Origin of the sequence: Aminobacterium sp. EBM-42, assembly GCF_001896635.1 — a bacterium.
GTDB lineage: Bacteria > Synergistota > Synergistia > Synergistales > Aminobacteriaceae > Aminobacterium > Aminobacterium colombiense.
The window spans coordinates 41302-54273 of the sequence record NZ_MPPC01000017.1; the positions used below are offsets into that span (position 1 = coordinate 41302).

General features: G+C 42.9%; 10 protein-coding genes. 3 read left to right on the forward strand and 7 right to left on the reverse strand.

The window, feature by feature from the left end:
- Window positions 1-86 precede the first annotated feature (86 nt).
- A complete protein-coding gene (locus BUC50_RS04885) occupies window positions 87-983 on the forward strand; it encodes a LysR family transcriptional regulator (protein ID WP_273015358.1) in 897 nt (298 codons plus the stop codon).
- 53 nt (window positions 984-1036) lie between these two features.
- Here the strand turns inward: BUC50_RS04885 and trpB are convergent, their stop codons facing one another.
- The 5 genes from trpB to BUC50_RS04910 form a co-directional block, all read right to left on the reverse strand.
- The gene (gene trpB / locus BUC50_RS04890) at window positions 1037-2215 is read right to left on the reverse strand and encodes a tryptophan synthase subunit beta (RefSeq protein WP_286677204.1); all 1179 of its coding nucleotides are present in this window, start codon (window positions 2213-2215) and stop codon (window positions 1037-1039) included.
- Window positions 2216-2607: 392 nt separating this feature from the next.
- Window positions 2608-2739 carry a hypothetical protein gene (locus tag BUC50_RS04895; protein ID WP_013047930.1) on the reverse strand — a complete coding sequence of 44 codons (132 nt, stop codon included), beginning with the start codon at window positions 2737-2739 and terminating at the stop codon, window positions 2608-2610.
- A 25-nt stretch (window positions 2740-2764) separates the two neighbouring features.
- Complete coding sequence (locus tag BUC50_RS04900; RefSeq protein ID WP_273015356.1) at window positions 2765-4012, reverse strand: phenylacetate--CoA ligase family protein; 1248 nt, start codon at window positions 4010-4012, stop codon at window positions 2765-2767.
- 584 nt (window positions 4013-4596) lie between these two features.
- Window positions 4597-5694 (reverse strand): class I SAM-dependent RNA methyltransferase, encoded by a 1098-nt coding sequence (locus BUC50_RS04905; RefSeq protein ID WP_273015355.1) that lies wholly within the window; start codon window positions 5692-5694, stop codon window positions 4597-4599.
- Complete coding sequence (locus BUC50_RS04910) at window positions 5669-5833, reverse strand: hypothetical protein (protein WP_286677205.1); 165 nt, start codon at window positions 5831-5833, stop codon at window positions 5669-5671. The genes BUC50_RS04905 and BUC50_RS04910 overlap by 26 nt, the downstream gene beginning before the upstream one ends.
- A 278-nt stretch (window positions 5834-6111) precedes the next feature.
- Between BUC50_RS04910 and BUC50_RS04915 the strand changes: the two genes are divergently transcribed.
- Together BUC50_RS04915 and BUC50_RS04920 are read left to right on the forward strand one after the other, a co-directional pair.
- Window positions 6112-7521: an HD domain-containing phosphohydrolase gene (locus tag BUC50_RS04915; protein WP_286677206.1), complete on the forward strand. Its 1410-nt coding sequence runs from the start codon at window positions 6112-6114 to the stop codon at window positions 7519-7521.
- A gap of 120 nt (window positions 7522-7641) precedes the next feature.
- A complete protein-coding gene (locus tag BUC50_RS04920) occupies window positions 7642-8109 on the forward strand; it encodes a hypothetical protein (protein WP_013047935.1) in 468 nt (155 codons plus the stop codon).
- A gap of 6 nt (window positions 8110-8115) precedes the next feature.
- Here BUC50_RS04920 and BUC50_RS04925 read toward each other — a convergent pair whose 3' ends face one another.
- Window positions 8116-10728 (reverse strand): ABC transporter substrate binding protein, encoded by a 2613-nt coding sequence (locus tag BUC50_RS04925; protein WP_273015353.1) that lies wholly within the window; start codon window positions 10726-10728, stop codon window positions 8116-8118.
- Between the two features lie 16 nt (window positions 10729-10744).
- Window positions 10745-12901 (reverse strand): Tex family protein, encoded by a 2157-nt coding sequence (locus BUC50_RS04930; protein WP_013047937.1) that lies wholly within the window; start codon window positions 12899-12901, stop codon window positions 10745-10747.
- Between the last annotated feature and the right edge of the window lie 71 nt (window positions 12902-12972).

Sequence of the window (12972 nt, forward strand, 5' to 3'; positions counted from 1 at the left end):
AATACTATAACCATGATTGGTTGTTGATTCCAGCTTATTATTATGATAATTTCAATCAATAAAATTGATAACGGTGGAGGCCTTTAATGGAATCAGTAACGTTGAGGCAGCTTGAAATATTTGTTTATATTGCTCAGTTTGAGAATATGACAGCGGCATCCAAAAAGCTTTTTTTAACACAATCTGCTGTGAGTATGTCACTGAAAGAGCTAGAGAAAACGCTCGGGGGATCTGTTTTTCATAGAGTGGGAAGAGGGTTGATCCTCAACGATCGTGGGCGTGCTCTCTTGCCAAAGGCAAAAAATATTTTAGCATCGGTAAAAGATTTAGTGGATATGGCTCACAATACGGAAAAAGCTCTTATGGGAGAACTTATGATCGGGTGCAGTACGACTATAGGAAATTATTTTTTCCCCACACGCTTAAAATTATTCTGCGATGAACATCCGCAGGTAAGAATTACATTAAATGTAGGCAACACGCGAGAGATTGCCAAGCTTGTGCGAGAAGGAATTCTTGATATCGGTCTCGTCGAAGGGATTGTAGAAGAAAGGAATCTTGATGAAAAAGAGTGGGTTAAGGATGTGTTGGTAGTTATAGCATCTCCAGAACATCCTTTTGCTTGTCGCTCCATGGTTCCAATGGCAGAAATGATAGAGGAGCAATGGGTATTGAGAGAGCGTGGGTCTGGGACGCTTAGCTCTTTCGAAGCACTTCTTGCCAGTAAAAACTTGCGTTTCCCCTATGTGCAGGAGATTGGGCATACCGAAGCCATTAAGCGAGTGGTGGAAGCTGGTATGGGGATGAGCTGCCTTTCCCGTTTGGCAGTTGAACAGGAATTGCGAGAGGGGAGTCTTGTTGAAATCCCAACAGATATAGAGATTTCTCGGTGGTTCAGAATAATTTCGCTGCCTGAAGAACATAGAAGCAGGTTATTTAACTATATGATGAAATGGCTCTTTTCTTTTGCCTCCGTAAAGTAAGGAAAAAGCGGCGCCTTTTATAGAAGGGAAAAAAGGCGCCGCTTCTGTTTCTTTCACACTAAAAGAGGTAGTACAGTATCCATATCTTTATCTCCCCGTCCAGAAAGGTTTACAAGCACGGTCTGGTCTTTCGCCAATGCAGGAAGAAGTTTAAATGCATAGGCAAGGGCATGAGAGCTTTCTAGGGCAGGAATAATTCCTTCCTTATTGCTGAGGAGTTTGAAAGCATCGATAGCTTCTTCATCTGTCACAGATTTATAGTCTACCCGTCCAATATCCTTAAGATAGGCATGCTCCGGTCCGACCCCTGGATAATCAAGGCCCGCCGATATGGAATAAACTTCGGCTGATTCTCCGTTTTCTTTTGAAAGGACGTAACTTTTGAAACCATGGATAATGTTTGGCTGACCAACAGAAAGAGTTGCGGCATGTTCTCCAGTAGCAAGGCCTTTTCCAGCAGGTTCCACTCCTATAATTTTAACTTCAGAGTCATCCAGGAATCCACTGAAAAGCCCGATGGCGTTGCTTCCTCCGCCAACACAGGCAATGGCGTAATCCGGGAGTTTTTGTTCCCGCTCTAAGAATTGAGAGCGAGCTTCTTTGCCTATGATACTTTGAAAATCACGGGCCATAGTGGGGTAGGGATGGGGTCCCACTGCCGAACCGAGTAGATAAAAAGTATCAGGCTGTTCTGCAAAGGCTTTTAATGCAGCGTCTACTGCTTCTTTCAGAGTCTTTTGTCCATCCTGCACGGCAACTATTTCAGTTCCGAGAACTTTCATTCGTGCCACATTTGGTGCCTGTCTTGCTACATCGACGGCTCCCATATAGACTGTGCATTTCATTCCCATAAGGGCTGCCACTGTGGCACTGGCGGTGCCATGCATTCCAGCCCCTGTTTCTGCTATGAGTTCATTTTTACCCATGCGGCGAGCTAGAAGAGCCTGTCCTAAGGCATTGTTGATTTTATGGGCCCCTGTATGATTTAGATCTTCACGTTTAAGAAACAGACGGCCTCCTCCAAAGTGACGGGAGATATTCTTACACTCTGTTAAGGCCGATGGCCTCCCCACATACTCCTTTAGAACAGTAATGAATTCATTGCTGAACGAAGGATCTTTTTTTGCCTCTTCATATGCTTCCTCAAGCTCATCAAGGCGTACTTGAAGTGCTTCCGGAACGAAACTGCCGCCGTACTCTCCAAAATATCCTTTTCTGTTTTTCTGTATCATGAGTAATTCCTCCTTAAACTGTATGTTTTATGGGTCTGTTTATAAAAAGTGGGCTTCTCTCAACGTTGAGAGAAGCCCACTTTTTCTTTTCGTTAATAGTGTAACTGAACTAGGTAAAGAAAAAGGGGCTGGGGGTTTTAGGCCCCGCAGCCCCTGAAAGGTCAGGTCAAACCTGCGGCGGCGCTAGCTGCGCCACCACCAGAACATACCCGTTAAATTTAAGCCGGTGAGATTATCATCATATTTTTTCATGAGTGAACCATACCAATTGGAAGGTGTTTTTGTCAAGAGGGCAATAAGTAGTTATTGTAGGTGGGCTAGAGCTGAAAACAAGAAAGGCCGCTCGAAAAGCTAAAGGCAGCTTATCGGGCGGCCAACGATAGGAGTAACCGCTATCGTCGTTCATTGTTCAACGCATCTTCATAAGCAAAGGGGAGGCCCTCAAGATCAAATTCATTTTCTTGAGGATCATAAACGTTCTTTCTTGTACGGATGTTCTTTTCAGTACTTGCCTCTTTTAGCATGTTTTGTTCCTCCTTGTATTTTTTATCAGGCTACATGAAGTACTCGAAGAGCCTTGCCTTCGTTTCTGCCGAGAGCTTCAGGGGCTTCTATGCGCACGTCCACTCGAATTCCTAAATGTTCTTTTAAGCAATGGGATGTTCTTGTTCTCAGCTTTTCCATCTCAGATGCTGAAAGAAGAGAGACAGATTCGCATACTACAGTTAAATCGGGCATGCCTTGTTTGTGATCCACATCTAATCGGTAATGAAGAGAAATGCCTTTAACGTAGGCCAACGCCGCTTCTACTTGTGAAGGAAAAATATTTACTCCGCGAATAATTAGCATGTCATCATTACGACCAGTCACTCTGGCTATTCTTTTTCCGTGTCGGCCACAAGGACATGGCTCAGATATGAGAGAGGTTAAGTCGCGAGTTCTGTATCGGATTAAAGGAAAGGCTTCTTTTGTCATGGTAGTGATGACAAGTTCTCCGAACTCACCATCAAGAAGGGCTTTACCATTCTCAGCATTAACAGTTTCAGCGAAAAAATGGGTTTCATTAAAGTGCATGCCTCGCTTCGCTCCACATTCCATGGCAACTCCCGGGCCTAAAATCTCAGAAAGGCCATATGAGTTGATTACAGTAACGCCGAGCATTTCTTCTATCTGACTTCCCATATCTTCTGTCCATGCTTCCCCACCCAAGATAGCGAGACGAAGATGAAGGCGGGATTTTAAGCTTTCCTTTGCCACTCTTTCTGCAAGGTAGAGGGCATAAGATGGAGTGCTTGTAAAGACTGTTGTATGTGCGTCTTCCATCAGCATAAGCTGTCTATCTGTGAAACCTCCTCCCGATGGGATAACCATAGCTCCCAGCTTTTCAGCCCCATAATGGAACCCCAATGCTCCAGTAAATAGACCGTAGCCGAGGATAATTTGAAATACGTCATTGGGGGCAACTCCTGCTGTGGCGAGACATTCTGCCATACACTCTTTCCAGATATCAATATCTTTTTGTGTATAGGGAACGAAGGTAGGTTTGCCTGTTGTACCTGAGGATGCATGAAGTCGAACTACCTGTTCGCGTGGACATGCGAGCATGCCTAAGGGATAAGAATCCCTGAGGTCTTGTTTTGTAGTAAAAGGCAGTTTTTTAAAATCATCAATAGATTGAATGTCATCTGGAGAAATCCCAGCCACTTCCATTTTTTGTCTGTAAGAGCCTTGTGCATTCCAGACACGATGTACCATATTTTGAAGTCTTAAGAGTGTTGCCTGTTCATGAGAACCCATAACAATCTCCACCTTTCTAGTTTTAGGGAATAAAAAATAAAAAAAGGGCCGGGCTCCCTAAGAAGGGGAACCCGGCCCTGTAAAGGCCACAGACGCCTAAGCGCTGGCCCTCCAGTGGGGTCCCTCGCTGGCGTAATAATACTCAAAGAAACAGTTGGAAGAAGCGATAACATCTAAGAACATCCTAATAGCCTCCAAGCTGTCCAAATTTTGCAATACTTATATCACGATGGGAGAGGGAAGTCAAATTTAGCGCGAGTCCTTGTCATTGAGCCGCAAATTTTACATTTAGATGAGCCGTTCTGTGCTCTTGATATGAAAGGGGGGGAAAGAATGCGCAACTGCATGATGAGCCTGAGAAAAAACTGGGGATAACAGTTTTGCATGTAACTCACGATATAGAAGATGTCCGAACCTTAGCGACGACCCATGTTGTTGTTATTCATGACGGATAGATTTTTCAAATGGGGAAGTCTGACGGCAAAGTTCTACGACCAGACACTATCCCCTGACTGTTTCGGTCAACGTAACGGAAAATACAGGTTAGTTTGTGGATTTGGAGGGTTCTGCCAGAGGAGTGTTTTTTATTTTAAAGAAAGACATGCCAAAGTTTCTACATGGTATGTGTTTGGAAAGAAGTCGTAAGGGGTAATATGCTTTATTTTATACCCTTCTTTTTCCATATACAGAAGGTCACGGCCTAATGTTCCTGCGCTGCATGAGAGATAGGCTATACGTGAAGGGCGCGCGTTTAAGGCGAGCCATTGTCGAACGTCAGATTCTATACCTGTTCGAGGTGGGTTGAGGTAGGCTAGCCTTTCATAGCCCTCTATGGTTTCGATCCATTGAGCCAGTTGAGGTATTCGTTGGCTGCATGTTCCTCGCAAAAGGAGAGCTCCCGGAGCGTTGCTACCAGCGCTTTCAATGGCCTCTGCAGATGTTTCGACTCCAACTGTGTGACATCCCTTGCCAATCCATCGTTTGAGACTTGCCCCACTGCCGCAATAAAGGTCTATGACCCCCTCTTTTTCTTTTGGAGAAAGAAAAGCTTCAGCCTCGTCAAGAGAACGGGCGTATAGATCTGGAATAAGTTGTTGGAAGGCCGTTGGCCCGTATATAAGCCCCAGTTCATTATATGAACGAGGTTTTCCCCAAAGCAGCTGCCAGGGTCCACGTCCGAAGAGCCTTCGCCCTGCACTTGGATGCATATGGAGCCACAATCCTTCCAGTCCTGTTTGAGCCAGTGCCTCCTGTTTGTATTTTAACCAGTTGAGGTCAGGTGTTTCGTGAGTTTTTAGAATAAGGGTTCCTTGCCTGCCAGCCTGTACGTAGATTGAAAGTGGGAAAAGAGGGAGGGGGGGCAAGTATTGCTCAAGCCACGAGAGAGTCAGGCGAACCCTTTCAGAATGAATAGGACACTCCTTCAACGAGATGATCTCGTCTTTTACCTTCATTCCGAAGACCCAGTCTGAAGAATTCCATTGAGCTGCAAGACTCACTTTATTTCGATATCCCCAGCGCTGTTCTGGGGCAGGAGAAAGAATGGGGTTAATAAGATGACTCCATTGATGAAGGCTTTGTTTTAACCAGGCTTCTTTTTGTTTCTCGCTTTCTTCATGGGTCATCCATCGATGGGCACAAGCTCTGCATTTTTCATTACAACCGATAGGAAGCTTTTTCATAGGTTTGACCTCTTTCTTTTTCTGAATCAGAACAATTATAGCCTGTCCCTTTTATTTCGCTGTCATTTTTTACTTCTCTAGTAAGCGTGAATGGCGGCGGGGTGTTTTCTATTGTCGATCTTGCTATTTGTTTTCTCATTTGCACCCCTCTTTTTTTGCCCAGATGAGTGCCCATTATTGGTTGGCTGGATGTTAGCATATTTTGATATAAAAGCCTCATAAACTCTAGTTCACAAGGCTTTCTAAATGAAAATTCGTTGAATTTCCTAGTTATTGTTTTTGGGTGATGGTATACTTAAAAAAATAAATAAAAAGTCTATGCTCAAGAATTTGCTCTTCTGATTGACGCATATTTGATGGCGCTCCTAAATATACACGAGAGAAGGAGATAAAAATGAATCCCACCGTAACTTGGTCATGGACAGCAAGGTATTTAGAGAAAGAAGTAAAATAATGGAAATAAAACAAGATTTAGACAAGGTGCATTTACAGTATTTATTCGATAATGCGCTAGATGTGGCCGTGTTGGTCGATCCTTCAGGAAATGTGTGTAGGGTCAATTCCTATTTTGAAAGGTTATTCGCTTTAAAAGAAGAAGAGATTATAGGAAAATCTATCATAGATATAGCATTTCCCCCCCATTCCCGAAATAGGGCGAAACAGGCAATTTTAGAACTTCAAAAAGGAGAAAAAATAGAGCTTTCTGAAGTTCAGTGTATGAGGAAAGATGAAACGACTTTCCCTTGTCGTGTAGTTGTTTTCCCCATTCTGTTTAATTCAAAGGTTGCAAGCATATATGTTGTTTTTTATGATTTAACTCAGAAGAATGAGAGAGAAAAACAGCTTCTTTATGCTTCTGCTGTGGTAAAAGAAAGCCCAGTAGTTTTTTTCCGTTTGAAGGCTGATGAGGGCTGGCCTATTATTTATGCTTCAGAGAATGTTAGTCGATGGGGCTATACCTCAGAATTATTGGTAAGAAATGAGAATTCTTATCTTGGCATTATTTATGAGGAAGACAGGGAAAAAATAATTCGTCAGGTTCGATTTTATGAAGAAGCCGGACGTGAAGAGTACGAACTTGAATATCGAATTCTAACTGGTAAAGGCGATATTATCTGGGTAAATGAAATGGCATCTGTATTGAGAGACGACTATGGGCGAGCCCTTTACTACCAGTGCGCTGTAAAAAATGTTACAGCTCGCAAAGAAGCTGAAATAGCTCTGTCCCTGAATTATCACAAAATGAGTCGGGCATGGGATCAAACTATTGAGGTTATGGCTATTACTACTGAAATGAAAGACCCTTTTGCAGTGGGACATCAGAAAAGGGTGGCCTCTTTATCTTGTGCCATAGCAGTGAAACTTGGTCTAAAAAAAGAAGAGGTTCACAACCTGGAAAAAGCGGCCCTTGTCCATGATATTGGAAGGGTGGAAATACCATCGGAACTCTTAAGTAAACCAGGTCCCCTGACAGATGCAGAGTTTGAACTTGTACAGACCCATTCAGAAATTGGTTTCGCCATTTTGAGCCGTATCGATCTCCCATGGCCTTTGGCTGAAATTGTGCATCAGCATCATGAACGCAGTGATGGGTCGGGATATCCCAGAGGTTTGAAGGGTGACAAAATTTTACTGCCTGCCAAGATCATTAGTGTGGCGGACATCGTTGAAGCCATGACTTCCCATCGTCCATATCGTCCAGCTTTAGGCATCGATGCAGCTCTTGATGAGATAGAGAAACTGAAGGGTGTTGCTCTAGATGAAACTGTGGTAGATTCTTGCGTGAAGCTTTTTAGAGAGAATGAATTTAGCTTTATTGATGAGTAATATATAAAGATAAGAATAAAAAGCTGGCTTACAACATAATAAATACTGTTGCTTTGTTTCCCTTAACATTTCAAGATTATAAACTTAAACGGCATTGAGTAAAAGAAAGGAGGGGTGAAAGTGTCGCTATTTAAAAAAAGGTTCTTTTTACTAGGGATACTCTTTGTTGGCAGCATTCTTTTCATGGCTCAGCCTCTTTTGGCGGAGGCGAGAGATGTTCGGGTTGACCTTGGAGCGGACGAAAACAAGCTTAGGTGGTACATGGTCAAGGTTGATGAGGTAGAGGGGATGCCCGTGGTTACATTGCGTGTTTATTATGCAGTAGCCCAGGAGAAAAAAAAGATGGCCCAAGCTCTTGTCTCAGAGGCAGAAGTTGATGAAGCCAAGGCCGAAAGACTCTATTTCACTGAATATGACTATGTATTTCATAGCACAGATAATACCTATGCCATATATGCTGCCCGGCATTACGATATGGGCGGGCACGAAATTTTTTCCGCTGGCGTAAACTTTCACGATATGCAGTGGATGGAAATTATAGAAAAATCCATCCCCTTCAAAGCGAAAGCAGCCTATAATAAACTTTAATTATTTTTAGTCAATACGAAAAGTAAACTCATTTTTTTCGAAAAGATGAACACAACACGTGACGATAGAGGGGTCAAAAGCAGTGCCGGCCCCTTTTTTTATTTCTTCCAGGGCTTCTTCAATAGAATACGCAGGTCGGTAAGGTCGCGGAGAAACCATTGCTTCCACCACATCCGCAACAGCTAAGATTTTGGCTTCCTGTAAAATTTCCCTGCTTTTTAACCCCTTGGGATAACCAGTCCCATCAATGCGTTCATGATGTTGTAACACTATTTCTGCCACAGGCCATGGGAAATGCACATTTCGCAGAACTTCATATCCAAAACGAGAATGTTGCTTGACGATGTTGTATTCTATGGCCGAAAGAGACTGTGGTTTAATTAGTATCTCTGAAGGAATATAGAGCTTTCCCAGATCGTGAACGAGGGCTGTATTGTATACGGCTTCTCTTGCTGAGTCTGAGAGCTTCATTTTTTTTGCTATAGCTAGACAAAGCTGAGCGACCCTGTTCTGATGGCCGTAAGTTGAATGGTCCTTCATCTCTATAACCCGCCCAATTGTTGAAATAGTGGAATGAAATGTTTGTTCTAATTGTTGAATGGTTCTTAAAAGATCTTCTTGCTGTTGCTTGCGTTCAAAGGCTCGTCCTATTGTTTCTGCCAGTATCTTGAGGCTGGCATCATTAATAAGTTGCTGTGGGGTAGAAGACTTCCTTTGGGCCAGAAGAAGAACCCCGGGCTTATTAAATCCTGCAGAGAAAGGCAAGAAAGTCACCTTTATTTTTTCATCAGCATTATTGCCCTTTTCTATGGTCAAAGGCTCAAGGTTCACTAAAAGATCTTGTTGCAATAATTCGGTGGAAAATGAGAGAGACTCTTTTAGCAATTCAATTGATTCGAAGTCTGTAGATTGCCACATGCTTTTCAAGTTAAATTCGGGATTGTCCTTTTGAGAGGTATATAGGGCGCACCCAAGAAGTCCAAGCCTTGTCCCAATTTCATGGAGAACATCCTTTAAGGTGTTTTCAAAAGGGCCGGAGAAAACAAGACGTGATGACACAGCGGAGAGCAGGGCTTCAAAATGAAATCTTTGGGCTAAGGCATTTTGTTGGGCTTTTTGACGGGTTATATCCCTGAAAAGAAGAAAAGCTTCCTTTTTCTTTCCTGTGAACATAACAGGGAAGCCGCTGATAGACACGGCTAAAGATGTGCCGTCGCTTTTGTTGCGATATCGAGAAATATCTTTTATGGGATAGGACAGGGCTTTTTTCAAAAGAGACTTGCCATCTTCACATTGGCCTTTCGATAGGCAAATGATCTTATTGAGATCCGCACCTTTCACTTCGTGCTTAGAATAACCAAACATGCGGCAGAACTCGTTATTAGCTCGTAAAATGCGGCCCATCTCATCTAGCGCTATTATTCCTTCAGGGGCTCCTTCCATAAGACCTCCGAGATAATTCTGCTCCCTCTTTAGAGCGTTGTTTATCTGGCGGCGTCGGTATAGTTTAATCAGAAGCAAAATACTTAATGCTAAAAGAACTGTGATCACCGCAACGTTTGTTATAATAAAACGAAAATTCTCCCTCACATCTTTGTAAGGGTCTTCCATAACGCGGCTTCCAGCAGGTAGTCTTTCCATTAAAATGCCGTGTTTTTTGAGTTCGTGATAATTAAACACCCATTGGACAGGTTCGTTTTCGTTAAAAGGGATCTTTTCAGGTGGTGTTCCCTTTATTATGTCTAATGCTATTTCAGCAGCAATGTTTCCAAGTCGCTCTCCAGCATAGATTGCCCCTCCGATTATGCCATCGAGTTCCACTGCCTCTGCAACATTGGTATATATGGCAAAATCTCCAGAACGATGAATGCTTTTTATAGTGTCTGGGAGACTTAGATAATATCCATCAGAGGTAGATAGAGCGGAGGTAAGGAGTATAACTGTATTTCTAGGTTCCTGCAATTCTAAAAACGAGCTAACTTCTTGCTGGGGGAAAGAGGTTAGCAAGATTATCTCTACGTAGTCTTTTCTTTCTTTTGCTATGTTCAAGAGTTGGCTGATGTTTTGGATTCCTGTCAGGGACGTGTCTCCTATGACGACTATTTTCTGAAGAGCTGGATGGAGGCGTGTCATCATTTCAACCATTTTTTTATAAGGAGCGGCCTGCACTGTACCTGTAAAACGTTTTCGCAGCGAGTTGGGCAATATGGAGACATCGCTAACTCCAGTGAAAACAACAGGAACGGTGGGAAAAACAGTTGCCCCCTGACGAACTAAAAAACGGAAGGCATGATCTCCCTCACAAATAATGACCCTGAGATGTGAGGGAAAATATTTCATAAAATAAAGTTCTTGTAACGATCTATTTATTGTGTGATCGGGTAGACGTTGAACATCTAGGTATTCTATGAAGGGCTCAGTCCGCACGTCAGCTTTTTGCAAAGAGGATAAAATACCCTGAGAAATAGATTCTGTTCTCTTATTATTTTCGTCGTAGGAAAAAAGAATAAGAAGGGGAACTTTAGGTTCGTAAGAAAACACATCTTTGGGGCGGAGTATAAGCAACCCCGCTATAATAAATAAAAATATTTTTAGTATGATGCGCCTTCTCGTTCCCATGGCATCCCCCGGTTTGCTATTTTTCTTCCAGATCGCTTGTTTTCATTGAAAGAGAGATCCTTTTCCTATCCATGTCTATGTCCATCACTATTACTTTTACTTGTTGTCCTGGCGAAACCACAGCATGAGGAGATGAAATATATTTATCTGAAAGAGCGCTGATATGTACGAGCCCGTCCTGATGTACTCCAATGTCAACAAAAGCTCCAAAGGCTGTGACATTAGTAATAATTCCAGGAAGCACCATCCCTTTTTTTAAGTGAGATATATCTGTAATCCCATCAACAAAAGAAAATTCTTCGAAAATACAGCGTGGATCCCGTCCCGGTTTTTCTAGTTCTTCCATTATGTCCTTTAATGTGGGAAGGCCTATCTCTCCTTTAACGTATCGAGTAATGTCAATGCGCTGGCGTATTTCGGCTTTTCCCATAAGTTCTTTAACGGTAGTGTTCAGATCTGACGCCATGTTTTTTACCAGAGCATAGTTTTCCGGGTGAACGGCGCTGCTGTCCAGTGGGTTAACTCCTCCTTGAATGCGTAAAAAACCAGCGCATTGCTGAAAAGATTTGGGCCCCAGGCGGGGGACCTTTTTAAGATCGTTGCGAGTATTAAAAAGACCGTTCTCTTCTCTGTATTTTACTATATTGGCTGCAAGTTGGGGACCAACTCCTGATACAAAAGTTAACAACTCTCGGCTGGCAGTATTAATATCAACCCCTACAGCATTAACACAACTCATCACTGCATCATCAAGGGCGCGTTTCAAGGCTTTTTGGTCAACATCGTGCTGATATTGCCCCACACCAAGAGATCTGGGATCTATTTTAATAAGCTCTGCCAGAGGATCCATAAGGCGGCGTCCTATAGAAACAGCTCCCCGTACAGTCACGTCATGGTCAGGAAATTCTTTGCGCGCTATTTCTGATGCTGAATAGACAGAAGCTCCGCTTTCGTTGACCATAGTGGTAATTATATTCTGAGGGAGGTTAAGTGTTTTTATAAAGGTTTCTGTTTCCCTTCCCGCCGTTCCATTTCCTATAGCAATCGCTTCTATAGAAAACTTATTTACTGTCTCGCGAATCTTTTTAGCTGACTCTTCCTGTCTGTTTATAGGTGGGTGAGGGTAAATAGTGTCTGTAAATATAAGGCTTCCTTGTCTGTTTAGGCAGACAACTTTACATCCTGTTCTAAAACCTGGATCAACAGCAAGTATGTTTTTATATCCAAGTGGCGGTGTCATAAGGATTTCGCGGATGTTTTGGGCAAAGACAGAGATAGCTTCTTCATCTGCTCTTTTTTTCAATGCGTTTCTTAATTCTGTTTCCATGGATGGGGAAAGAAGTCGCTTATAACCGTCAGTAATAGCTTCTTCAAAGAGATCGGCTTCTTCTCCCTTTGTCTTTATAAAAAGCTTTTTTAGAGCTGAGAGACACAACATTTCGTCTGGCTGGATTTTAAGAGAAAGCATGCCCTCATTTTCTCCTCTGAAAAGAGCTAAAATTCGATGGGACGGGGCCTCTATCGCTCGCTCTTTCCAACTGAAGTAGTCTTTATATTTTGCCGCCTCATTCTCCTTTTCAGAAACAAGAGCAGACGTAATATAGCTATGTCTTGCAAATATCCTGCGGCATACATTGCGAGCCTCACTGTTTTCACTTACCCTCTCGGCAATAATATCCAATGCGCCTTTAAGAGCTTCTTCTATGCTCTCTACCCCTTTCTCAACATCGATGAAGGCTTTAGCCTCATGGCGAGGATTACAGCCGTCCTGGGCCATAATGTTTTCCGCTAAGAGGGCGAGACCCTTTTCCAGAGCCATGCTCGCCCTTGTCTTCCTTTTAGGGCGATAGGGAAGGTATGTATCTTCTAAAGTTGTAAGATTTGCTGCCCCATTTATTGCTTGTGCAAGTTCATCGGTAAGAATTTCCCGATCTTCCAAAGATTTTAAAATGGCCAGTCTGCGCTTCTCCAGCTCTAAAAGCTCTTCCCGCCTGTCTCGAATGCGGGCAATAGAAACTTCGTCAAGGCTGCCTGTGGCCTCTTTTCGATATCTGGCAATAAATGGTATTGTGCATCCTTCATCAAGAAGGGAGAATACGGCCTCAATTTGGGCGGAGGAAATTTTCATTTCTGTAGAAATAGCTAAAACGAGGTTGAGCTTCTGCTGAACCATGTACTATGAACCCTCCTAGGTTAATCTTTCACTCTTAAGTATAGTACCATGTTTTTTTGTTTACGCATTTG